The organism is Macrococcus sp. 19Msa1099 (genome assembly GCA_019357535.2).
Taxonomy (GTDB): Bacteria; Bacillota; Bacilli; order Staphylococcales; family Staphylococcaceae; genus Macrococcoides; species Macrococcoides psychrotolerans.
The window spans coordinates 68,609-94,809 of the sequence record CP079956.2; the positions used below are offsets into that span (position 1 = coordinate 68,609).

Here is a 26,201-nt window from a genome sequence, read left to right on the forward strand (position 1 = left end):
ATTTATACTGAGGTGATTTCTTGGATGAGTTAGAAAATGATATTGAAAGATTAAAAAAAATTATAGAGAATCTTTTAGAGAGGACTAAATATTATTCTGCAACAGAGTTTAACTGCAATGAAGTTCCAGTAGGTACATTTTTTAAGTTCAGACAGTCTGAAGGGAAAGAGCTGTTTCATTATCAGGCAGATACTTTATATAAGATAGCTAGACGTATAGATCACCTGGATAAAGAGTCGAATACAGCTCAGAGTTTCAGGAAAGAAGTTACTGCATTTAAGCAACGCTGGATTTTAAAGGAGATAAAAAGAAAAGGAAATATATCGAGGATTAACTACCACACTTTAAAAAAATTCAGAAGTAAAAACTCGATGAATAGCTACAGCATCAATACATTAATAACTCATGCAGAAAACATCCAGAAAGTATCTAACACACACACCAATACACCTGAAAAAGGAAAGGATGACGTAAATGGACAAAGAAAGTTTATTGAGTAAAAACAATAAGGATCTGACTAAGGAAGAAAAGAAAGAAAAGAAACGTATAAAAAAAGAAGAGAGAACCAAAGCAAGGCAGAGAAGAAAAAATAAAAGAAGAAAAGTTAAGGATACAAAAGAAAACTTTTATACGTTAGGTGGACGTTTTGGTGATAGAGATCCTCGAACTAAAGGTGGGATCAGAACACTCTATATTCGAAAACTAACAAATATATTATTAATATCAGGGCTGATATTACTGATTATACAAGTTGCTAGAATGGTAGATTATCAAACAAATAACAGTACACCAGTAGGAACAGACATAACCTTTGAAAAATCTGGTGCAACCGTTAAGATTTCTGATATATGGACTGATAAAAAGAGAGAGGTTACAGTGGTTAAACTTAAATATAGTAATAAAGCTAGAGAAGTTCTTAGTCTCAGCGGTGATAAGTATAATCTGTACTTCCTTCATACAACACGACACAAGCCAGATATTGAGATGAAATATGGCTTATTAGGTTCTGAAGGAGACGGTTATCTATTTATCAAAGGAAAGCTAGACAAAAGAGCTTATGAAATAGTTATGGCGAACGCTTTAGAGGTTATATACGAAGATAACAAAGACAAGAGGTCTATAGATATTAAGAAGTTACAAGATAAAGCTATAGAAGAAACGATTAGTAATGCTAGTTACACAGAAGCTAAGCAGGAAAGTATATTCAATAAAATGTTTCAAAGTAACAAAAAAGCACCCAAGAACGATATTATAAATTTCAGAATTAATGCATTTAGTGAAAATACAAAGGTATATGACGGATCATTCTTAACTAAAGATGGTGATATTGATTATGGAAAAGTAGTAAGTAAGACTTCTCTGTCACATGCTGTAAAGAAACTTGAAGAAACACTAAAAAATGAAAAATTAGAAAGACAATCATATACAGTGAGTTTAGAAGAATACAAAGACAGACTAAAAAGAGATAAAGATAATAAAGATGCTGCTGACTCAGTGAAACGAATTACAAAGAATATAGAAGAAAAAGACGAGCTAATCGAAGCACTAGAAAAAGAGATTGACGTATATAAAAATGCCTCGTTCTCAAAAGATAATTTTGGGAATATGCAAGAAAAGTTTAAATACTTTGATAAGCAGAAAGCGGGGTACTGATATGGAAAACATGGACTTTCTGCAATATGGTGAGACAAAGTTTAATGAAATCAATAAGTATTTAGGTAATGCTTTAACGTTATTAGAGTATCCTGAAAATGAGGTCATAGAGCGTGAAGAAGAGCTAAAAGGATTAGACTATCTTATGAAACGTAGGGAGACACCAGTAGCGTGTTTAATTGGTGATGCTGGTACAGGGAAAACAGCTCTAGTTGAGACCTATGCAAAAAGAAAGTATATTCAGGGAGAAAAAACAGTTGTACTATCAGTTAATATCGGTGCGTTAAATTCGGGTGGGGTTCATAACCTTAAGGAACGTATGGAAAACCTGTTACCAAAAGTGAAGGAATATGAGGATGTTCTAAAAGAAAATGACGATAGTGTAAAAGTAATGATATTTATAGATGAGGTACATCGCATTATTTCTGTCTTTGGTAAGGGCTCTAAAGAGGGTGGGGATATTTTAAAACCCACTCTTGCAAGAGCAGGGCAATATGTTAATGTTATCACTGCTACAACAAGAGAAGAATATGACCGATATATAGCGAAAGATGGAGCTTTAGCAAGACGTCTGAAGACCTTAGTAATCAATGAACTCTCACCAAAGATTACTAAGATGATATTAAAGAACTGGCTGATAAATAAGATTGGTCAGAGTTCTACAGATGCTATTGACGATAAAGTTTTTGACAGAATTATCCGAGCTAATAAGCAGATGCAATCAGAATTCTCTGAGCCTGCGAAATCAATTGATATTATAGAGACGATGTTAGCGATACATGAAACAGACGATGTACCAATGGATAGAAGTTTAGTAGATTTTGTATTCAGGACTTCAAAAAACGTGGATCTTGAATTTAATATTGATCCATCAGTAGTTGTTGAGAACTTGAAAAGAAGAGTAAGGGGACAGCCGCTCGTATTATACACTATGGAACGCATGATAGAGATGATATCATGGCAGGCGCAAGGTAATGATATCTCTAATAAGCCTAGAGGAACGGGGCTTCTAGTAGGGACTTCAGGTGTAGGTAAAACTGAAGCGGTAAAGGCGCTTACAGAGGGAATATATGGAGATGAAAGCAACCTTGTTATTTTCAGTATGACAGACTATGATACTCCTGGAAGTTCCGACCGCTTCAGACTCGATTTAGGAACAACGGTGAGACATAGAAAATCTGTAGTCATACTACTAGATGAGATAGAAAAAGCACATAGAACTGTCCGTTTAGCATTATTACCTATCCTGGATGAAGGGATAGTGACATATTTTGAAGAGGGTACTGATGGCTTCCTGGTAAGACAGCAGTCTTCTCTAAGGGGCTCAATTGTTTTTGCTACCTCAAACTCAGGTAGTAAGATGTTTGAAGACATCAATAGATATGCGAAAGAGTTACAGGACATCAGCCAGGATAAAATAGATGATTATAGTAATCAGCTCAAATTTAGTACTAAGAAGCTAGAGCCTATCATCCAAAGAGGTCTGGAACGTGAATTCCCGCCTGAATTACTTCAGCGTTTTACATATACCGTGCCATTCAACGCTTTAAATAATTCGACTAAACTAGATATTGCCAATAAGATGCTCGCAAAAGAATTGAAAGAGTTTATGGATAGAGGATATACAATCAGTATAAATAATGCTGTGAAGTGGGGACTTGGATATGAGGAGTATAAGGCAAATGAAATAAGCATGTATATTGTATTTGAACGTATGATGACTAATAATGCAGGGGCTTCAGGCGCTCGTAACATATCTAAGGTAATAAAGACGGATATTATTCCTGAGCTGCTTCATAAGATGAGAGAATACCCTACATTACGTCGCTTCAAGATCACGACAAACGGAAGATGTATATTCCAAACCACAGAAGAAGCAATTACAAATGGTGCTATAGAAATAGTCCCTTACTAATTTATAGCATAGAATGAACTACCCCTCATACGTTATTGTATGAGGGATAATTTTATTACATGATAATCATGCCCGTTAATTTATTATATTATTAAATCTATTCCACATTTAGTGTTTTAATATTATTCATATTCATTTTGAAATTACTTAATACTTCAGCATCTATATTGAATTTGTAGAGGAATGCAGAATGTTCTTCATCAATCTTTATCACCAATTCCCTATCTCCTAGCCTCCTATAAGCTTTATTTCTTCTTCTTAGTCCATTAATAACATTCGTTACACCGCCTGGAGACATTTCCTGGTATACATTAAACCTTACTTCACCTACATTACCTGGTTTAACCTGTTTAATGTAATATCTACTACCAAAGATCTCTCCTACTTCTAAGCTACTCATATATGCTTCACCTCAGATCTATTTATTATCGAATAAACTTTTTTATATCAAAAGCCTATTTATTCCTTGAATATGACTTACTGCAGGTGCTTTCTTACTTCAACTGGAAAGACTTCTGGATGATTGATTAGCAATCGACCTATCTCGATAAGTACACCGATTTCAAAGAATATTTCTTCTCGCTCATTAGTTTCTTTATTTATTAGGTACTTCCCATCAAAGTGATATTTACTATAAAGTTCACTCATATCTATAATCTTTTCTACATGAAAATGTCCTTCCCCCTTATTCATACCAGAAAAGATAGAATGGTTTCCGTTGTAGACATATGTAACACCCATAGGATAAAGATATATCGCGCGATGATTTGTACTATCTTCAATGAACGAGTTTTTTCTAGTGATGTAGGTGTCTATTATAATACCATCACCAATTGATTTTATATTGTCTATAATTCTTTCACTATTCCAAATGGTAGTTATAATCGGAGATCTTGCATTAGATATCAATAATTCCTTAGGCATATAAACATTATTTTCATAGCTATCTTTATCATATAGAACTTTATTTTGCAGTGTTAGTAGAGGTTCGAGATAAGCGTCTACGATATTAAAATATTCGTTTTTGTATAAAATATTATCTCTTCCATATTTTAATATGTTACTTGCTGACTTATTTTGAATGAGATCAGTAAATATCTTTATATAACTAAATACTGGATGTAGACTTCGATATTTTACACTCTTGTTTTCTTTTAATAGATCTTTTGCGCCATTTAATATATTATTCAGCTGCTCTTTTTTTATATCATCTTTTGTTCCATTTTTTTTAAAGAAATACATTAAGCCTTTATTGTTTGTGTCTATCCTTTTAGAAAACATACAACCCCTCCCTTTATTACTAATTTTAGCAGAATTAGAGGGGTTATGTATTAATTAAAACAAAACAAAATGGAGAATTTTATAGAAGATCTTGTAGGTTCATAACTTTTAAAATGTCTTAATTTACATTAAAAACTAATTTTTTTATCTCTATTAGTTGAAAAATGATATATTTAAATAAGCTCCGTTGCAAGCCTTTTCGACGTCATTATCCTTGCATCATCGAAGTAAGGAGGAAGCGTATGTCTAATCAGCAAAGTACAGATACGCTCAGCAAGGACGCTAAAGCAGGCATTATTGCCAGTGTTTTAAGCGGAATTGGACGAGTGATTGCAGCTTTGATTATCAGCAACTAACGTGTTTTAGGAAGTAGATTATGATTGTTTTAATGATTAGAAATGGGAGCAATTAAGCAAGGTAAAATAAGAAGAATTGAAAATGATAAAACACAAAACCCCTTAACTCTAGACCGCCAAGAATAGAGTAAGGGGTTTCTTTAGTGCTAATTTCTAGTTTTTGTTCCTCGAAATTCACGTAATTCTATTTGTCTTTGGGAAGACGTATGTTTCTATCAGCAAGTTAATATTAGCAATATTCTATATGAAATACAAGTATTATGCTAAAAAATAAGCAGATAAATATACAGCGTTCGTATTACTCGCAATTGATTATCAATAAAATGTCACTGCGCTAATAATCGGAACTCTATTAATAAAAAAGTACTAAAACACTTGATAGATATAGCCTTAGACTGAAGCCAGGCACAATTTCTAGAAAATGATAATGTCACTGCGTAAATGTCACTGCGTAAAAGAGAAAAAATATGCTTTCAACCCTTGATATAACTAACTTTGAAAACTGATGAAAATAATAGAAACTATGTTCTTTTAATCTATTTATTATTAATCTATATATAACCATTAGGAACTACGGTTATATTTCACCAATAATTATAAAATTCTGTAAAAAAGCCCCACTGATGTCATAGACATAGTGGGGAATTATGTTACAATAATCGTATATCTTTGCAAAATACCTAGAAAAGAAGTACAATAAGTTAAAAATATTTAATAAAGATATTTGTTCTCAACATAAAAGACAATTTAATAGCAAAAAAATAGAACGGCTCTCTGATTGTCGGCAAAACTCTCAGAGATGCAACAAGCGTGTCTACCCACGTTTGTTTACCGTTTAGACTATATATTATCATGTATTTGATATTTCGTAAACTGGAAAGAACCCACTTTCTCAGTACATATCGTAATACCATTATATGTATCTCTGTATACTCTTGACTGTAGACAAGCCAACGATTACACGCTCTTGTGTTCTATGTTCGCTTGTCTTTTTTGTTGTCAAAAATAAAGTGTATGACAGAGAGGAAGATCAATATGAGTCAAAATCTAGAGTATCTCAGAAGCTACCAGATGTTTGCTTCCGTGAAGCAGATGGATTATGCGGTGATGCAGTACAACAAGGAACTTAGCAGAGCACACTATGAGACATTAAATACAATTAAGCAGTACAGCTGTAAGATTGCAGGTGTCTGCCATCTTAAATATAAGACAATTGCGAAAGTATTAGGTAAGAGTGAACGTACGATCATGAGACACATCAAGTATCTTGTCGCAAAAGGCTGTCTTTCAAAAATAACGACAGTACGTCCTAAAAAAGGTGGGGACGGTGCTAATATATTTGTCATCAATCCACCGAATACCAATGTAGAAGAGAAATTAAAAAGCAGAGTATCACAGAAAAAGAACAATCAGAATAACCAGGATAAAAGAAGCTATTTTAAAAGACTGAGTGATAACGTAGAGCAAGCGATCACAAACATAAACGATAAGTACTTTAGAAGCAGACCTTTCAACGTACCAGAACATATATACGCTATTCATAAAGCTGTGTTTACAGACAGAAAATTGGAACTCATTGCGGAACAATGTATCGCTGAAGCGGTGAGACTAGGAGTAAATTCAAAGACAGAGCAGGATGACCTATTGCATTATGCACTAAAAGCGGTTACGAAAGCAAAAAGAGAATATTATCGTGGAGAGAGGCAGGACAAGATAAAAAGTGAGCGATACTATGCAAAGAAGGTAGTTACGAACAGGGTTGAAAAGCTGAGAAAATATCAGTCAGAAAGTGAATATCTAGATTACCCAGAGCAGCAACAGATAGAGTCGATTGAAATGACGCCTAAATGGCTACTGGATCAGATAGAAGCTGAGAAAAGAGCCGCTTCAGAGCCGATAAAACAAAAGAAATATGATGAGGATGAATTAGAGAAAGAACGAGAAAGAGTAAGAAAAATGCTACAAGAGCCATACTGATATTTCTATTCAGATAATTATTAATAAATAATTATTGTAAAATAAATAAAAATAGGACGAAAAGTGGTATAATCTAACTATAAAATTATAACGGAAGGTGATCTGATGCAGAAGAAAGTAATATTACTGTTATGTATGATGCTTACATTCATGATGATAACACCTGCGATAGTTCATGCTAATAAGACAGGCGCAGAAGCAGTAAGAACGCTTCCATCACTAGATGAGGGTGTTACAGAAAAAATAGAGAAAGATGCAAAAAATAAAGATGACAACTCAGAGAATGCAGATTTACTACAGGAACGATTAAATCAGGATGAAAGTGCGAAGTCAGAGGGAGTTGCTGATACCTCAATGTGGACGATGTATGCACAATTCATTATGACGTCAGCAAACAAAGAAAAAGGAGAAAAGGAAAGTAAGAATGATAAAAATGCACTGGAAAAAGCCTTTGATGGTGCCATCTCAGGAATAATTGGAGATGGGGGTGTGACGCTAGATATCCCTTACAAGAAAATGTATAGCCTATCGAATGAATTAAGCGGAAAAAAAGGAGACGATAAAGATATAACAGGTACACAGTTAGCATCCTTTTTAGGGACTTATTCACACTATAATTATATTGATACTGTTTCAGGTAATCGAATAGCGAGTACTACATCTAATGGAATTTCCTTTGTACTAAAGATGATAGCAGGATTTATCATTGTTACATCTCTAGCTGTATACTATATGATCAATTCTCTTCTTTCACTATTGGTGAACGGTATGATAGAGATAAATCCGTTCAAGATATTAGGGTTTGGAGATGATAAGAATATCGCATTAGAAAATCCTATCGCTAAAGGTATTCAGACGATACTCTATGAGATAGGTCTAGACGATACTTTCTTTACTGTAATTACAGAGTTTGGTCTGATATTTGTAGTGGCATTCTTCGGATTTAAACTAATGAAATATCTATCAGATAAAGATTTTACAGGGGTATGGAAGACATTACAGAAGTTTGGTATACAGATATTCACGATGTTTGCGATGATCCCAATTATCATGCTGATCTACAGTGAGGCAGCTAAAGGTATAAAGGCGATGAATGAAGAAACCTCTGTAAATAGCAATCTTGCATCACAATATATATTAGATGTCAGAGGATGGGCAGCATCACAGAACTTATCACCTTCAGGGCTATATAACCCTGCTTTTCCTAACTCTAATGCTTCAAAAGAGTATATAGATAATACATTCAGTCCAATCTCATCAAGACAGATGATTGCAGACATCAACAGACAGACCTATCAGACACTCTATGGAGAAGGTCTAGGGAAGAAGATTGGATTTGATTTGGTGCAGAACTGGTCTATGAATGAGAATTTCAATGTGAATACTTACTTCGGTGATATTCAGAGAGGGACTTTACCTAACGGTGATAACGATCTGCCCGCTCACACTAATTTTTTGACGCATTATCCTAACGCAAGTTACAAGGACATAGAATATGCGATGTGGTCGGGGACACAGAATGTAAATGATAAATTAAGAGACGTTAAAAATCCACAGTTTAAACCAAAAGAAAAAATCGGAGTATTTGAGGAGAACACTTTTTCTACGCAGTCTGTCGCTCTGATGCTTCAGTCGTCATTTGATAAAAGCGGTACTCATTTCTATGCATACAATCTAGCACCAACAGGGATGCAGGGAAATATGAAGAACCTTTCAACTGTAAAGACAGAATGGAAGACACATACGATGCCTGGAGAAGGCTCGTTAGGTATCTTCGCTTCTGGATTATCACTGACTGCTAAATCTCTAGGGTATGCAATATTAGGGATAGGCTGTATCATCGCACTACTGACTGTGAACTTATTTGAAACAGCAGGAAGGTTCTTCAAGAGCTTATTTAAGGCGATTATGTTCGGTGATTTCAACCAGGCAGTCGCATTGCTCTTTATATCTATATCGTTTCTTGTATCTTCACTGATTGCGATGCTGTTACCAAGTCTATTCGTAAATTTTATAACAGTACTGACAGGGGCGATAAACCTTGTAACTCAGAACTTCTTACCTTCTAGCATTTTAGAAATGATTGGTGGTATTGCCACACTTTATTTATGCTACAAGGTAGGTTGGGGTGGTAAAGTAGGTACGAAAAAAATATCTCCCGCCAAAGCGATTATCGGAATACCAAGTGAGATGGCGATTGGATTTGCTGACAGAGTAGATATGATGTCAGGACAGAATATTGGTGACGGATTTAAACAGGGTATGCGTGGTGCTAAGTACAAGGGCAGACAGAATACTAGAGAACTTGGAAAAGCGGCCGCTAATTCGTCTCAAAACGCAAGACGAAGACTTAAAGGCGGTTCTAAAGGTGTCGTGATGACAGGAGCGAAAGAAGCGGCTAAAGGATTTGTCACTGGTGGTGTAGTCGGAGCAGCGGCAGGCGGAGCAGTAGGAGCAGCTAAAGGCGGCTATAAAGGTATGAAGACACCTGAGACACGAGCAAAACTTTCCGCTTCAGGATTGAAAAAAAATATAAAAGAGGGGCATCAAGAAGGACAGAAAAAGAAACAGCAGAAAGAGATGGAGAGTAGTTATACTACTTATAGAAGCGGAAATCCCTCACTAGGTGCAAAAAATGTAAGTCTAGAAGACAGAAAGAATAATTTTAGTAATACAGAATACAATAACTTAAAAGGATCTTCAAATGCAGATGAATTTAAGAATAATCTATCTTCTTCTAGTAATGGTGAAAGCGTGGCATATAACACACCAAGCGGACGAACAGCATTACAAGGTACAGAGTTTGTAGATGATAAAGGAAGCGTTTCAAACCAAAAAGTACAAGCGTTTAAGACAGAATATCAACAGGCAGAAAGAGACGGGAAAGTCACGGATGAAATGAAACAGAAAAAAGAACAGCTCGACAATTCTTTTAATGCAGGAGCTGAACAGTTATACAGTAATCACCCAAATGCAGGAAAAAGTAATCAGAGCTTAAACAGTAGTGATATAAAAAGAAGTGATAAGGCTTCAGAGATAAATCAGGCATCTAGAAGTAACAATCCTACGACATCTAAAGTGAATACTGATGGCAACTCTAAAGCTGCTACTGATTTAAGTAAATCGAAATCTACAGCAGAAAGTAAGAATATACTTCAGAACACTACTGCAAGTAAAAATAAAGCAGTCAAACCAAAAACGAATGGCGTACCTAAGGGTGGCGCATTAAGACTCACACCTGAAGAAAGACAGGCGTTGAAACTAAAATACAGCGAGAGAGAAAGATTTAGACAGCGTAGGGCAAAAGAGCAGGCAGAAAGACAGGCAAGAATAGATAAAAGGGTAAGAGAGTTCAGAGAGAGAAGAAATAGACCTGAAGAATAAAAAATATGATGTTATCTATACCTTTCATCCTCATAAAAATATAAAATGAGGATGAAAGGTATATAGCATTATATAAATTCTAAATTTGAGAGGATGTTTAAGATGAAAAAGATATTGCCGATCTTATTGATTTTTATTCTGATTGTTTCTGCTTGTAGTGGAGAAAAAGAGGAAAAGAAGAAGGATGCTAAAAAGGAAAGTAATCAGATAGTAGAAGCGGATGGAACATTAAACCTAAAGAATTATCTTCATAAAAAAGGTAATGTTGCTTTTTTAGTTCGTAATACAGATGGATCTCAGACGTTAGACGAAAAAACGAAAGTTGACGCGATAATTGTATCCAAAGGAAAAGAAATGCAAGTATTCAATACGGGATTTGAGGAAGTTAATTCATTACTATTAGAGGATATTAATAAAATGGGTAGCAATAAACAAGCAGCTGATATGGGGAAAATGTTTGATAAAGCTCTGCTTGAAAGAGATGTAAAATATATGAACGAAACACATAAAAAAGGTACAGATAGAACTAACAAAAAAAATGAAGAGTGGGGTAAAGAAACACATGAATTTATACCACTAACTAAGGAATACACGTTACCTGAAGATAGAAAATTGGTATATGAGGAAAGAGAAGAGCATGGAAAAAAAGCTATATTCATGAATGTTAAACCAAGAACTTGGCATAATAATACATCGAACTATTACGAACCGAAACTTAGGATTGTATACAATAGTGATATAGGGTATAACTTTACAGAAATGTTGCCTCTAACAGAAGTTGGGAATAAAAAGTATATAGGAATTTCAACGGTTGCTAATGACCAAAATGAAGCGAAAATGGTAATAGTAGAAGCACCGAAAGGTACAAAGAAGATTAGCTCTGGACTATAATTTCACTTAATAAATATGAGGAGGAATTATCATGGAAAAGAAAAAGTCGAAGATAAAAACCTTAAACAGAAAAGTAAAGAATAAAATTAAAGATGATTTTAGAAGTGTAGCAGAAGTAGAAGAAGGTAGTATTATAAATGCTTTAAGAAAGCTATATATAAAGCTTTTTAAAAGTTAAAATATATGATATAATTATCTTAAGTTAATTAATTATAAATAATTAATTTAAAATAACAAAAAGAGAGGATGTTTATATGGATACATTAACAGAAACATTGCAAGCATTGTCTCCGAGCATGAAACTTCTACTTTCAGCGGTAATTGGTATCGCAGGACTGTTCTTTGGAGCAAAGACAGGTATTAAAGCGCAAGCTGCTTTCTCAGACAAAAATATCTCTGAGGGTTTACTCTTTTTAGCGCTTACGCTAGTAATTTTCGCAATTGGAATTATATTATTCGTTATGATCTGGGGGATTGCACAAAACACTGGTAATGATTTTAACAGTGAGTTTGGTTTCATCCTACCATTCTTAAATCAATAATAACTGAGCGTACTATACGCTCTTTTATTATATATAAAAGGTTATTTTTATGGTAAAAAATAGGTGGGTGACTGCAATGTGTGATTATGAGGAAGATTTAGATGTTATGCAAAGAAATGCTGAAATTGTATTGAATAGCCCTATATTCGGTAATCGCATATCATATGAAACAGGCATATCTAAATCTAAGATATATAAATATAGATGTAATATAAAGAAATCCTGGAAGAAAGAAGATTTGATTAAGTTAAATAAGATGTATCACACACATGCATTTTTCGAGAATAAAAGAAAAGGATGATAATTATGGCGAAAGTTAATGAATTAAACTTAAAATCAGTTAAAATGGCGGATGGATCAGATGTTTATATCGCTGTACTCTTTACATTGAGCGATGAGTATTTAGAAGATGTATCAGAAAAGAAACAGAATAGATATTGGGGTACATTCTCAAAAAAATATGGTAGAGATATATCAAAGAAGAACTACTATGTGTCTACAGATATTAATTATTTATCAGAAAAGGATGATTACTCTGATAAAGAGGTAGTAGCAATTATAAATTTAGAAAGCCTAACAGCTATAGATGAGAGAGATAAAGACAATTTAGACTTTGGTTTAAGGTTAATGAAAGATGAAAAGTTACTACTTATTGATCAGTCTATAACAAATGACCTTAATAATAAGGAATTGAATAGAGGTCTGACGTTTGATGAAGTGGAAGAAGAACATGATAAATTAAGTATTTATCTTAAGAAGCGAGTAGAAGAGAAATTAGAGATGCAAGCTCAGGAAGAGGAAGAAAAAGAGAGCGAAGATGCAAAGAGATTAGAACAAACGATTAGTCCTGAAAATGATGGAATGGCTGATGATATTCAGAAAGAAATTGAAAAAGAGGGAGACAATAAGTCGGATGTAAAAGATGAACAACCGACAAATAACATTGGTGAGAATTCAGAAGAAGATTATATCTATGTAGATCAGGAACAAGAGCAATTATCAAAAGAAGAGGAAAGAGCGTTACAATTAGCGAATTTCAGAAAAGAACTCTATGAATATATTGATAGTCAAATCCCTAGACCAAATCTATTGGATATTGATGTAGCAAATATTTTTTCAGATATTGATTACAAAGGTTATAAAGACCTATATCTCATCACACAGAATAGCATCGAAAAGAAAATAAATCATGAGCAAGCAGTATTACAGCAGCAACGAAAAGATATAATTGATACGATCTATCGTACAGTAGAGAGCGAATTGATTAAGAGATACGGTTCAAATATACGACTGTCTGATTATAAGAAAGATGATGGAGAATTTTCGCATATCTATAAACAAGTGGCGAAAGATTATGAAGAGGTAATTGCTTCTTTGGAAGACCATAGAAAGAGTAAAGAAGACCTTCTCAATGAGCAGTTTAATATCAATAAGAGAAATTATGTAGCAAGTCAGACTAAGAAAGCTGAAGAGGAATTTGAAAAAATCAATCGCCCCAAAATAAAGGAAGAGTTAGATAAATATATTGAGGGTATTAGTGCAGCTGCTGAAGAAAGCAGAGAAGTACAGCTTGCAATATTAGAAGAAGATATCTACATGGAAACAGAAAGAAGAAATAATATTCTGATCCAGGATATCATTAAAGACTTCAACCCTGTACTTACAAACGCAATCAGCAATTTTAAAGAATTGATGACAGTTAGCATGACAGAAACAAAAGAAAAAATGCAGAAAGAAGTGGCCACTTTAATTGATAGAATTCAAGAAGTTGAGAAAAAGAGAATTGAGTCTGAAAAGCTTGCTGATGATACTATAAATGCAAAGGTAAAAGAAAGAACATCAGACTATAGCCAATTGAGAGATAAGATCAGTACTTTAGAGAATGAAATTTATAACAAAAACAAGGCACTTATGGATATGGAACAAGAGAAGATGAGAAAAGACAATCAGTTAGTGAGTGCGAGTGAAGAGAGAAAAATGCTAATTGATGATAAAGAGTATCACAAAAAAGCAGCGGATGAACTCAGAGAAGAGCTTAATAAACTCAGAGTCCTGCAACTCGAATCTATGAAGGATTTTTCTCAGAACCCTCAGAACAATATTAGAGCAAAAACAATTGAAAATAAGAAAAATAAAGGTGAAAAACTTACTTTCTCTGAAAAGCTAGATACAATTGACAGAAAGTTATATAACTTAGTCGGAGCCACGCTTATCGGTGCAAGTTTGCTTGGAAGTGCATTTATTATCGGTGGTGGAGATGAAGCAAATAGTGCTGAAGAAGTTAAAGCGTTAGAACATAAGATAGAAAAGCAGCAAAAACAGATAGATGAAGCTAAATCAATTGAAGAACAACGTCAGCAAAAGGAATTAGAAGATGCACAAGCGGAAGAAGCAAAGTCCTTAGAAGAAGCACGTTCTATAGAAAAAGCAAAAGCTGAAAAAGCAAAAGATAAGGAAAAGAAATAAGTCTGAAAAGAGTAATCAACTGTTTGCTAAAAAATATTATAAAGTATAATAATATGTAAATATGTAAATATGTATATATATGTATTGCGAAAGGTTGACATACTATAATTTTAAAACCGAAAGAAATGGCTAAAAAACCTAATGTATTTGTAAAAACATTACAATCATAGGATAACGATGGGGTACTAGTTGCTTATCGCAATCCTAAAAACGGAGCAATTAAATGAGTATCTAGGTGTCTCAGAAAAAAGCAATCAAAAAACGTTGCATACTGTCGCGTATCAAACAGAAATCAAAGTGACGATATAGATAATCAAATTGAATTTATACAAAACCATGTAAACGGTAAAAATTTAGTGTTGGATGAAATCATATCCGATATCGGTAGTGAACTAAATTACAAACGCAAAAAGTGGAACAAATTAATTGATGGTGTAATGAATAATGAAATAGATACGATTTATATTACCTATAAAGATAGATTTATTCGCAATTATTCACGTATTTAGCTGTCGTGTCTATGGATTACGTAAATATAAAAGATACAGGATGATAGATTATGAGAGCCTATAAAACAGAAATCAAACCGAACAAAGCACAGATTGAATTAATCAATCAAACAATTGGTGTAACACGATATGTCTACAATCTATTTATAACAAAGAATCAGAACAGATATAAAAGAAATCTATCATTTATGAGTGGTTATGATTTCAGCAAGTGGGTGAATAATAGACATTCCAAAGAAAAACAGTGGATTAAAAATGTCCCGAGTAAGGCAGTCAAACAAACTATTATGAATGCAGAAGATAGTTACCGTAAGTTTTTTAAAGGTCACTCGAGTTATCCAAAGCATAAAAAGAAATCATTGAATGGTGCTTTTTATCTCATTGGTACAATCAAAGTTGAAAGACATCGAATATTTTTACCGAAGTTAAAATGGATTCAGTTAAAAGAGTTCGGCTATATTCCTAAAAGTAACATTAAATCGGCAACAATTAGCAGAAAAGGAAGTCATTATTTCGTATCAGTGCTTGTAGATGAGCCTTTTACTGTTAATGTGCGTAATCAAAAATCAGAACCGATTGGACTAGATTTAGGGCTAAAGGAAACAGTATATTCATCGAATGGCGAAAAATTAATGAGTCTTTATCGCAATAAACAACTTATTAAGTTAAACAAATCTTTAAAAAGGCAACAACGAAAACTCTCAAGAAAGCAAAAAGGCTCAAATAACAGGTATAAACAGTTACTTAAAATTAATCGTTTATATCAAAGAATATCTAATATTAAAACAGATATGAAACGAAAACTTATAAGCACAATCATTAAAGCCAATCCACGATACATCACAATAGAAAATCTTAACATTAAAGGTATGATGAAAAACAGACGACTATCAAACGCATTACAACAAACAGGATTAGGATATGTTGTAGAATGGTTGAAACATAAATCAAAACAACATGACATCGAATTAAGACAGGTCGACCGATTCTATCCAAGCAGTCAGTTGTGTAGTTGTTGTAAGCATAGACAGAAAATGCCTTTAAACAAAAGAACATTTTATTGTGAGAATTGTGGGAACGAAATAGATAGAGATTGGAACGCAAGTTTAAATTTAGTGAAAGCAGAAGATTATGTCGTACTTACATAATAAAATATTAAGAAAGGAAAACTACTAAAAGATAAGTATGCATCTAAAATGTGAGGAACAAATACGGTAGGCTATACCGGAATTAACGCCTTTGGAGTGGACTTGAACTTATTATCAAATGATAATATCCACGTTGAATAAGGAAACTTTCTAAAATATACATTTTGATATGATTTTAGTAGCAGGTGATTTCAATGGATGAAGTGAACGAGAGAGAAGAAGAGATTAGAATTGGAAAAAACTATGGCATCAAGGCTAATCTAAGGCAAGGAACGAATGATATCATCTACCCGATTGAATTTCTAAGGAAAATGGGTATCTTTCTAGCGATAACAATTAGAAGGATAATAACAGCTATACTAATTATCTTCTTAATATTTGTAGGTGTATCTTTACTGCTGACAACAGATGGACTTAGATTAAGATTTCTATGGTTACCAATGACTTTGCTATCGATTGGGTTACTGTTGTTGTTAGCACAATATTCTTTTATAAATCCCTCTTATGGATCTTTCTTATCAATCGGTAAATCACTGGATAGGCAGATGAAGGAAAGAAGACTTGTTCTAAAAGGAAAACAACAACGTGATAGAGCGAGTATTGTTAGAACAATTGAGGATGATGGAACAATTATCTTTGAAGATGGTAGTTTAGGTAAAATGTTAAAGATTGATGGCTCTACTTCTCTTGTAGCTTTTCCATCTGAAATAAGAGATCAGGAACGCAGAGCAATTCGTTATCATAATACAAGAGAAAGAACTACTACAGAAATTGAGATAACATCTTCGCAGAAACAGAATGCGGAAAAGCAAATTAAACGTGTACAGCATCTGAAAAGAATTAATAAGAATCCTGCAATTTTAAAAATGTTGGAACAAGAAGAAAATCTACTAGCAACGCGTATTAACGGAAAAAAATCTACAGTTATTCAGTATAAGTTACTTATTGATAAAAAAAAGAAAGGACTTAACTTAGCTTTAGAACATCTTTATAGATATGAAGCTGAAGGATATTACTATAGCGTGATAGAAGTAGAAAAAGATGAAGCAGAGGAAATTTTAAGAGATATATTCTTCCTTAAATAAATCACACACGAGGATAAGGATGGTGCAAAATATGAAACTGATAGAAAGTCTGAAGTTTGTTGGAAAGTATAACAAGAAAACAACAAGAAATGATAAATCATATCTAGTTCCTGTAACGGGTTATGATTACACGCCTAGTATAATTAAAAGCGGTAAAAGATATGGAACAGTTGTATCAGTAGTTAATAAATTTGGGATGAATAGAAATAAGCAGTACGGATGGTTTGTGGATTTAATTCCACAGATCTCTGTACCTAGTGTAAAAGCATATCTATTTGTAGCGAGTAAACCGATGTCGAAAAAAGAGCAGCAAAAAATATTTAATAAAAAGGTCAGTGGAACCATTAAGACCTTAGATAGTCATAATGATCCAAAGGGTGCAAGCTCAGGTGAAATTGAACTACGTGTATTACATGCTAATGACTTAGAAATGTACACAAAGAAAGATACTAAGGAGGAGTTAGGGATAGACTTCCAAATACTCATGCTATTAGTATCAGATAACCCTGACGACGTTGCAGAGCAATTAAGAGTACTTAAAAGAAACTATGCAGATGATATGGCAGGTATAGATTTGATGTCGGTAGCAGGAGATCAAAAGACATTGTTTAAAAGACTGTTAAAAGCTCCGAGAAAATCTGTATACGATTACTGTACGATGTCATCTGATTTTGCGGGATTTGATCATTCAGTACGAAAAGGTTTAGATGATGAAAATGGCGTCTCTGTGGGAGAGCTAACTGTATCTTTATCGAATGGTAATGCACTAATGGATTTAGACGGTTCATTTAGTAAACGTATTCTTGTATCCGCTTCTAGTGACTCTTTTATATATCAGTATGACAGAAAGTTATCAGCAAGTTCTATGTGGGGGCAGAAGATAGCGAACCATACTATGATGAATGGTCATAGAGTGTTCCATATGGTGATGAATAGCTTCAGATACTATTCTAACGAGGGAAAAAATAACGAAGATTTCACTTTTAGCTGCCTTCCTGAGATGGAGTCGGTAATGAAGAGAGTGGATCTAAGTAGAGGAGGATTAAACCCTATAGAAATGTTTGGAGATAAAAAGAATGCAATTGAGATATACAATACGCACAAAAGAAAAATAGCACAGATATTCTACTATATCACTCAAAGACAACTTTCGAGAAATTCACTGCTGATGTTAGAAGATTTATTAAATCAATTCTATTATTCAAACAAGCTATGGGATGATAAAGTAAACGACAACCCTTTAAGAGCTAGGATAATTGGGGTAGAGAAACCTGAGACAGTACCGACATCAGGAGACTTCCTCACATGGTTAAAAGAAAACCTGGAGAAAATAAGGTTGAGTGGTACAGAAACCGAGATAAATAATGCTAAAGACCTATATCTAACATTAAAGAATGCATTAGACAGTTATCCGCACTTGTTTAATACTACAACTAACTTGCCATTAAGAATTGATAAAGATGTTCTACAGTATTATTACGACTTATCAGGCTTAAGAGGTAATCCTGAGATAATGGAAGCTCAATTCTTAAATACGTTTGATTACATTACTCAGCTTGCGCAAGAAGGTGATGTGATCATGTTACATGGGGTAAATAAATTAACGATAGAAACCTTAGATATTGTGAAGAATAGAATTGAAGTACTTATGGATGCGGGAATAAGAATGGCTTATCTTTTTGATGAGATGTCTACAGGTAATCCTATTAAAGGAAAAGAAGATGAATTGATATACTATTCAGATATGTTTAATACTAAAGACATCCTCTTTAAGAACTTTGAAAGTCAGTTTGACTATACGATATTAGGTACTATGACAAGAGATGAATTTGAAAAGTATCAGAGACTTATTAGACAAAAACTACCTAAAGATTTAGCAGATATAATTACAGCAGCAGATCAACCGCTTCAATATCAAATAAGAAGACCATCAGATTTAACATCAAACTATATTTTAGCGGATTTTATAGTATAGAAATTGTAAATAAAAATTGTCTTTCTTAGAATTAAGAAAAATTAAATTTCCTGTAAATATTGATATGGCAAACGAAATTCTAAAATCCTTATATAAATATCCTATTGAAAAAAACTGAATATAAATATTTGAAAACTATTTTAGGAATTATATTTTTTCGTTTGTCAAAATAAGCTAGACAATTCCTCATCTTCGATGAAACTCATAAATACTTCCAATGGTGTTTTATAGCCCAGCGATTTTCTAGGACGATGATTAATATTTTGAGCAACACTAATGATATGATCATCAGTGACTGAATTAAAGTCTACTTCTTTATCTAATCCACTGCGTCTAAGTATCCCGTTAGAATGTTCATTCAATCCACGTTGCGACGGAGTGCCGGGGTCAGCAAAGAATATCGTGATATCGTGTCGGTTACAGATTGTTTTCCAGTTGGAGAACTCCTTACCACAATCGAAAGTAATCGATTTAAATATATGAGCAGGTAAAGCTGAAAACATAGAGTGAAGCGCATCTTCAATATCATCTGCCTTGCGACCTTGAGGTCTTATAGTGATAATCATCTTAGAGATCCTTTCTACTAAGGTTATGACAGCACTCCCATGATTACGGCCAATGATAGTGTCACCTTCAAGATGACCAAATTCTTGAAAGAAGAAAGGAAACTCTTCTATTCTTTCAGAAATGTGTCTTTTGAAAGCCTGTCTACCTCTTTTTTTACAATGACCATTTGGCTTCCTTTTACCTTTCATAGGTGAAGATTGTACCGAAAAGACCTTTTCCTTAAACATTCTATAAAGAGTTTTTACAGAACAATCAATCGGGTGTTCACCTCTGCCAATAATGGTGTCAGGTGTCCAGCCATCGGCTACTTTTTCTCGAATATAAGCTGACTGATTTTCTGGAAGTACTATTCTATGTCTGCCACAATTTGATTTTCTTTGCTTATACTCCTGGTAATATTCCAGTGCAGTTATACCTGTCTTAAGTGCATTTATTACGTTATAAATTGTCTGTCTTGATCGTTTCAATCTCTTTGCGATTTCTTTTACCGAAAGATCTTGATGATAATATGATTCTATGAACGTGAGTTCATCCGTGTTAAGATGTTTATAGGCCATTCTGTACTAACTCCTTATGTTTTCTTTGGTCGGAAATACATATTGAGTTTAGCACAGAAGGCTTTTTTAGTTGTCTAGCTTAATTTTACAATCGACGAAACTAAAATAAAGATGCTATATCAAGTTATATTTTATAGCATCTTTATTTTTATTTAATTATCATGTATAGAAATTTATATATCAAATTCTATTTCTTGGTTTGCTAAGTTTTGAATCTCTAACTGATTTTCAATAGTAATAGGAGCGACAATCCATTGCCGTGCCCGACAATCATTAATAAATTTATTTATTCTATTTTTTCCATTACGTTCTTTTAATGTAATTACAAGCCCGTAGTTCAAATTTAATGCATTATTGTTATTCAACCTATCTGTTGCAGAAATACGAAATCCCCAACTACCATTTGAAATCTTTTGTGGTCCTTTATGGTTGGTTGTAATTTTCTCTTTTAACACTTTGGTATTATCCCATTTTCGAAATTCACTTCTAGCATCTTCTTCTGTAGTATATGCCCCAACTTCGTATTGTTTATCCTTATTAAAACTATTTATCTTTGATTTATGATCCAATCGACCAAACTTAATATTTAGTTCAGTATTTGAATAATCTACACCTTGATTTCTAGAACAGCGAGGAAAATAAGTAAGAGTTATCTTTGAATAGTAAGGATGACAATTCGTCTTGATATCTAAAGGCACAGGAATATTATAGGAATAATTATAAAAGTCCCTTACTCGATCATAAATATAGAATTTAATCTCATCATTCTTACCTTTAACAACTTCTTCAATTTTTATAGGTACAATCCCATATCCCACTGTATTTATATCTTTATCATTGGTTTCCCAAGGGACTGCAGAGTCAATAATTAGTGCTTTTGCTACCTCTCTGGGAAGCTTTAAGATATCAACTAGATAACTTATTTTTCTCGCAATCCATGGCGCTGCAAAAGAAGTTCCTGTAACTCGATCTTCACCTAATGGTTTACAGACAATTATTTCATCTCCTCTTGTTCCGCCATAATAACTAATATCAGGTTTATTAAAGAAAGATAAAACCGGACCGTGTCTACTATAATCAACTATTTTTCCTTCTTTGGATACAGAGTTTACTACTATTGAATTCAATGAGTCTGCTGGCGACCCTATTAATTTACTATTTGTATTACCCGCATCATTTGTACCTGCTACGACAAATATGACATCTAAATTTGATTGAAGTTCATCTAAAATAGCAGCAATAGGAGAAATATAGTTTTTATTTATTTCTTTATCTGAGCCAAGAGATAGATTCCAGACTTTAATATCTTTATTCTCTATAACTATGCTCTTGATCATATTAGCTAGGGTAAAAGCACTAAATTTCTCTCCACTTGTTACCCCGAAGTGACGAACCTTAAATCTACCACATCCATCGTCTAAAGCGCTATTAAATGAAGGACCATCTACAATAATAGAACTTACTGCAGTACCGTGATTATAGTCTTTGGATTCTAACATTATATTAGGGTCAATCATATTTCGATATTCAACCCAATCAGAAAAATAAACAGATTTATCAAAATGAGTGTCGATTACACCAATTGTCGGTTCATTACTAGGAGAAGGAATACTAATTGGAGAAAAAGATTTTATTTCGTTATCACTATAAGTGTCGAAGTTGCTTAAGTCTGTAACAGCCATGGAAATGATATAAGGGGTTACATTTAATATTTTCTCTAATGCATTAGGCGTTACCCAAGCTGTATTGGTATCTAAAACTCTATATTGATTATATTGAATATCTAAATCCTTAAGTAACTTGTTAATCTCATATTCAGTTTGATAAAAGGATATTATGTGGCTTTCTATATTTTCAATGCGTTTATCTTCTACATAGAAACATTCGATATTAGCTATATCAACTAATATTTCTGAAAAGGATGTTCTTTTTACCGAAGATTCAGTATAATCAATGTCATAAACTTGATTAATAATATTATTTATGACTTCCTTATTGACTATCTCTTCATTAATATAGGTAGTAAATGTTTTATATGCCTCTTCTAATTTTTTGATGCTGCTTCTTAAATATTCTATAGGTACATAATGAGTTATTTCATGCTTTTTATTTAAATCATCTGAAAACTTCACTCCAACTACAGTCTGATGCGTAGAACTTTTATTATTTTCAGCTAATATTATTCTTGACCTTCTTGATTTTGATATAAGATCTACATATTTAATTGTTATAAAAATATTTTCAAAAATTCTATCTTGTGATTCCCAATATAATAAAATATCTTTAAGTTGATCAATCAGTACTTTAAATTTGCTGAGATTAAAATACTGATTCTTATTTACATTTCGACTTCTAGATTGTCCTGGTGTGTAAGGTTGAGATTGGATGCTTCCTCTTAAACCTAGTAATTCATTCATGTTTTTTAACCTCTCTTGATAATGTACTGATAGAAATACCTGTAATTTTTTCTAAGTCACTATATGTGAACCCTTGTTTTTTAATTTCCGATAATGATTTGCCACCTATATCTTCTAATATATTTGTGTATAAAATTTTAAGATGACTATATGCATCATTTTTAGATGAAAAAGCAAATGCAACTTTTATTAAATTTTTTAAATCAGCAGGATATGGAATTTTTTCATATAAATTTATAATTTTATTAAATAAAATTACTTCTTTACTTTGATCAGCTGTTTTTTCAAAATATTTTTCATAGAGAGAAGTAGCAATATCATTTAAATCATTTCTTGTATACCTGTTAAAATCAACTTTCACCTCAAATCTTCTCGTTAAAGCACTATCTAAATGATTATACAAGTTTGTAGTTGCAAAAATGTAAATATTATCATTTACACTATCCAAGCCGTTCATTAGTGTAGTTGTAACTCTTCCCATTTCTCTTAAATCGTTCATATCCATACGATTCATAGCTAAAGCATCAATTTCATCAAAAAGAACAATAGTTGGTTCAAATAATGAATTTAATTCTTCAAATGTCTCATTTAAATTTTTTGAAGTTTGTCCAAGTTTACTGTCAATAATAGAGCTAAAATTAATAATCTTAATTTTTATATTTAAAATTCTAGAAATTTGAAACACTGATTGGGTTTTTCCTGTACCCGGTGCACCATAAAAAAGAAAAGAATTTAGTCCTCTGTTATGCTTTATACTGTTAATTATTCCATTAATATCATTTGTTATGGATTGTGGTAATAGAAGAGATTCGTTATTATCTATTTGTTTTTTTACTTCATTAGTATGTTCTTTAGAATTACTAGTTTTTGATAGAGTTTTAACTTCCTGGGGAGAAAGAAAATCAAAACCAGAAAGTTGTGATAATATAAATTCTGCAAGTTGTATATCACCTGTTTTATCAAATTCCTCAGCTATTTTATAAGCTGTAGTTCTAAATGAAGCATCGTTATTTTCTATATGATATTTAATTAAATCTAAAACGTCAGATTTTTTCATTTTCATACCTCCTTTAATAAATAATATATCAAATTTGAAAAAAAAGATATGATTATCGGTATTTATTTTAGAATAATGAAAAAATGATTCCATTAATGAAAAATATGTCGAAATAAATATTTATATTAGTTTTCAGTGTTAGAAATCAAATATGATTAAGAAATATTCTATACCATTATCTGAATTGTCATATTATTTATCATTGTTTTGCAATGACTACTATGATAGATGCTAGATTTAGATATATTCCACTTCTTTTCGCTAGGTTTGAGAGATATTCCGTTATCTACTGGTGTCTTGAGGAATTTAATATCACTATCGTTACATTACTTAGATTCTTTGCCGAGACATCCTCTTACTCTGACAGACACTCTCTCTACCGCCAATTTTTCTAGGATTAAGTCATCCTCAAATTCTGAGAAAACCACAAAGGAATGAATGATAAGCTGACTATTAGAACTTAATCAACCCATCGCGATATTCTCCTGAATACTATGGAAACACCCATCTGTCATTTAATACATCGTCGATAAAAATTAAATCTTCCGTATTTCTTCCAATCTGGTCTAATCTTCAAACAACAATAGCGTATAACTTCTAAGAAAATTCAACAATTTGTTCAAATCCAAGACGTGTACTTTTTTGTACAACAGATCTTATCGGTAAATATTTTTAGTCTAAATCACTCTAGTTTTGCAAATAGTCACGATTCATAATTATTTGCAAGGTCTCTTTCCTGTATTCTTCCAACTCTTCAGGTGTCATTTCTTTTTTGGAATTATTTGTTGGCTTCTTTTTTTCTGCTATCTCTTCTTCTAATAACCACTGAGGTGTCATTTCTATAGATTTTATCTTATTAGTACTAAACTTTTTTGGTGCTTCATATATCTCTTCTTTTTGAAAAGTAAACTCTAAGTGTGAGATTTTTCTGCCTCTTTTTATCTTATTGATTTTCAATCCAGTAAATACACCTTGTAAATCTTTTTGAACTATCTTAAGTACACGTTTATCTATATCGGACATTTGGTAAGACTTAGGAATATCTAATCTTTCTCTAAAATCTTCTATATCAATTTTAAAGAAGCCTGTACGTCGATATTGCTTTAGTAATCTAAATACATTTTTTGAGTAACCTGATTGAATATTTGTTAGTTCTTGCAGCTCAAATCTAGTAAAATTACCTGTAAGATTATTTAATATATGCTCAAGTTTGGGATTAATCGATATTTCTAAAGTATTCTCTTCATCATCTAACTTATAATGTGTGAATAGAACAAACTTTTCAAAACTCCTGCCACTACGCTTAGTATATGTAAGATTTAGCATTTTATCGTAAATACGTTCTAAATCATTAATAAATCTTTCTCTAGATCTGCTTGAATAATTACTTAAGGATTTAAGAGTTGTAAAGTCATACTTTACTGTTTGTACACCTTCGTCTTTAAGCTTCGTACATATAGCAAAGAATAAGTCTATTTCTACAGCGTTGAAGTTTTTTAAAGGTACTAAGTTCATTTCATTTTGATATTTAGTTACATAGCTTCTTTCTTGTTTAGACATACTTTTCACCTCTTAAGGGCTATTCTAACATAACGTCCTTACAAAAACTATTTAAAGTCTAATGTAACAATTAGTCCTTTTTTTGTAACAAAACGACCTTTTAAATGCTACAAAATGACCTTCTAAGTGTTACAAAACGTCCTTTTATATGTTACAAAACGTCCTTTAAAAAGTAACAAATTGTCCTTTGATTAACTCTATACCTATTGCGAGAGTAAGGATTAGAGACATCTAAAAGATTTTAAAAGGTTTTAAAAATATATTAAAAGATAAAAAAGGGGATTTTATATATATTTCATTAAAGAATTCATATATAAATAGCTTTTAAAATAAAAAACAATAGTTAATAAAGGTCGTTTTGTTACACGATTTCTTTAACCTATTTCAAAAAGGACATTTTGTTACTTGGATACTTTTAGTGTATTTAAATTTTTTCAACTGAAAATTAGCACTATATACAAAAAATAACTCTTAATATGGAGTAAATTATATTTATGAAAACGACGCTTTGCTAGTATCATAAAAACACAGTAAATGTAACTACTTACTCAACAACAAAATATATAAATTCAATACATCTTTAAATGTATATTTCAATCATTATTTATGATTTATTACGAGTAACACAATGTAAGTTATGCTATTTAATTTTTCCAGTCATGTAAGCTTTAAAAATATATAAATCAACAAAGAAAAATAATCCAAATGAAATAACACTGTGAGATATTTCAAACTATTCCCAAACCGATTACAAAGTGACATAATAAGAAACGGAATTAATAAAACGTTTATAAAGATAACGGAACTTGTTAAGGTAACATCATTATTCATTTTTAAATTTAATCGGATTCTTTTTAATAT

General features: G+C 32.4%; 19 protein-coding genes and 1 pseudogene. 14 read left to right on the plus strand and 6 right to left on the minus strand.

The window, feature by feature from the left end:
* The first annotated feature begins 20 nt into the window (after nt 1-20).
* Genes KYI10_11690 through KYI10_11700 form a run of 3 tightly spaced genes read left to right on the plus strand, consistent with a single transcriptional unit; the run spans nt 21 to nt 3,568 of the window.
* Nucleotides 21-500, plus strand: a complete 480-nt coding sequence (locus KYI10_11690) for a hypothetical protein (GenBank protein QYA34054.1) — start codon at nt 21-23, stop codon at nt 498-500.
* Nucleotides 475-1,653 (plus strand): hypothetical protein, encoded by a 1,179-nt coding sequence (locus KYI10_11695; GenBank protein ID QYA34055.1) that lies wholly within the window; start codon nt 475-477, stop codon nt 1,651-1,653. The genes KYI10_11690 and KYI10_11695 overlap by 26 nt, the downstream gene beginning before the upstream one ends.
* Before the next feature lies 1 nt (nt 1,654).
* On the plus strand, nt 1,655-3,568 hold the full coding sequence (locus KYI10_11700) for an AAA family ATPase (GenBank protein QYA34056.1): 1,914 nt from the start codon (nt 1,655-1,657) through the stop codon (nt 3,566-3,568).
* 97 nt (nt 3,569-3,665) lie between these two features.
* Here KYI10_11700 and KYI10_11705 read toward each other — a convergent pair whose 3' ends face one another.
* Nucleotides 3,666-3,968, minus strand: a complete 303-nt coding sequence (locus KYI10_11705) for a hypothetical protein (protein QYA34057.1) — start codon at nt 3,966-3,968, stop codon at nt 3,666-3,668.
* Nucleotides 3,969-4,045: 77 nt separating this feature from the next.
* Complete coding sequence (locus KYI10_11710) at nt 4,046-4,849, minus strand: DUF6710 family protein (GenBank protein ID QYA34058.1); 804 nt, start codon at nt 4,847-4,849, stop codon at nt 4,046-4,048.
* 1,391 nt (nt 4,850-6,240) lie between these two features.
* On the opposite strand from KYI10_11710, the gene KYI10_11715 reads away from it, so the two are divergent.
* From KYI10_11715 to KYI10_11765, 11 genes and pseudogenes are all read left to right on the plus strand, one after another.
* Nucleotides 6,241-7,182, plus strand: coding sequence for a helix-turn-helix domain-containing protein (locus KYI10_11715; protein ID QYA34059.1), 942 nt, complete (start codon nt 6,241-6,243; stop codon nt 7,180-7,182).
* Nucleotides 7,183-7,287: 105 nt separating this feature from the next.
* A complete protein-coding gene (locus KYI10_11720) occupies nt 7,288-10,566 on the plus strand; it encodes a hypothetical protein (GenBank protein ID QYA34060.1) in 3,279 nt (1,092 codons plus the stop codon).
* A 102-nt stretch (nt 10,567-10,668) separates the two neighbouring features.
* Nucleotides 10,669-11,457, plus strand: coding sequence for a hypothetical protein (locus tag KYI10_11725; GenBank protein QYA34061.1), 789 nt, complete (start codon nt 10,669-10,671; stop codon nt 11,455-11,457).
* Between the two features lie 31 nt (nt 11,458-11,488).
* Nucleotides 11,489-11,635 (plus strand): hypothetical protein, encoded by a 147-nt coding sequence (locus tag KYI10_11730; protein QYA34062.1) that lies wholly within the window; start codon nt 11,489-11,491, stop codon nt 11,633-11,635.
* A 76-nt stretch (nt 11,636-11,711) separates the two neighbouring features.
* A complete protein-coding gene (locus KYI10_11735; GenBank protein ID QYA34063.1) occupies nt 11,712-11,999 on the plus strand; it encodes a hypothetical protein in 288 nt (95 codons plus the stop codon).
* Between the two features lie 76 nt (nt 12,000-12,075).
* Nucleotides 12,076-12,300: a hypothetical protein gene (locus tag KYI10_11740; protein ID QYA34064.1), complete on the plus strand. Its 225-nt coding sequence runs from the start codon at nt 12,076-12,078 to the stop codon at nt 12,298-12,300.
* A 5-nt stretch (nt 12,301-12,305) separates the two neighbouring features.
* Nucleotides 12,306-14,465 carry a hypothetical protein gene (locus KYI10_11745; GenBank protein ID QYA34065.1) on the plus strand — a complete coding sequence of 720 codons (2,160 nt, stop codon included), beginning with the start codon at nt 12,306-12,308 and terminating at the stop codon, nt 14,463-14,465.
* A gap of 107 nt (nt 14,466-14,572) precedes the next feature.
* Nucleotides 14,573-15,038 (plus strand): annotated as a pseudogene (locus KYI10_11750) (recombinase family protein).
* A complete protein-coding gene (locus KYI10_11755) occupies nt 15,025-16,122 on the plus strand; it encodes an RNA-guided endonuclease TnpB family protein (protein QYA34066.1) in 1,098 nt (365 codons plus the stop codon). Before KYI10_11750 ends, KYI10_11755 begins: the two are co-directional and overlap by 14 nt.
* Before the next feature lie 194 nt (nt 16,123-16,316).
* Nucleotides 16,317-17,207 carry a hypothetical protein gene (locus tag KYI10_11760; GenBank protein QYA34067.1) on the plus strand — a complete coding sequence of 297 codons (891 nt, stop codon included), beginning with the start codon at nt 16,317-16,319 and terminating at the stop codon, nt 17,205-17,207.
* A gap of 31 nt (nt 17,208-17,238) precedes the next feature.
* Nucleotides 17,239-19,182 (plus strand): hypothetical protein, encoded by a 1,944-nt coding sequence (locus KYI10_11765; GenBank protein ID QYA34068.1) that lies wholly within the window; start codon nt 17,239-17,241, stop codon nt 19,180-19,182.
* A 164-nt stretch (nt 19,183-19,346) separates the two neighbouring features.
* Here the strand turns inward: KYI10_11765 and KYI10_11770 are convergent, their stop codons facing one another.
* The 4 genes from KYI10_11770 to KYI10_11785 all read right to left on the minus strand — a co-directional run bounded on the left by KYI10_11770 (nt 19,347) and on the right by KYI10_11785 (nt 25,340).
* Nucleotides 19,347-20,306 (minus strand): IS30 family transposase, encoded by a 960-nt coding sequence (locus KYI10_11770; protein QYA34069.1) that lies wholly within the window; start codon nt 20,304-20,306, stop codon nt 19,347-19,349.
* 173 nt (nt 20,307-20,479) lie between these two features.
* A complete protein-coding gene (locus KYI10_11775; GenBank protein ID QYA34070.1) occupies nt 20,480-22,723 on the minus strand; it encodes a S8 family peptidase in 2,244 nt (747 codons plus the stop codon).
* Nucleotides 22,716-23,780, minus strand: a complete 1,065-nt coding sequence (locus KYI10_11780) for an ATP-binding protein (GenBank protein QYA34071.1) — start codon at nt 23,778-23,780, stop codon at nt 22,716-22,718. The genes KYI10_11775 and KYI10_11780 overlap by 8 nt, the downstream gene beginning before the upstream one ends.
* 687 nt (nt 23,781-24,467) lie before the next feature.
* Entirely contained in the window at nt 24,468-25,340 is an 873-nt protein-coding gene (locus KYI10_11785; protein ID QYA34072.1) for a RepB family plasmid replication initiator protein, read from the minus strand.
* Nucleotides 25,341-26,201 lie beyond the last annotated feature (861 nt).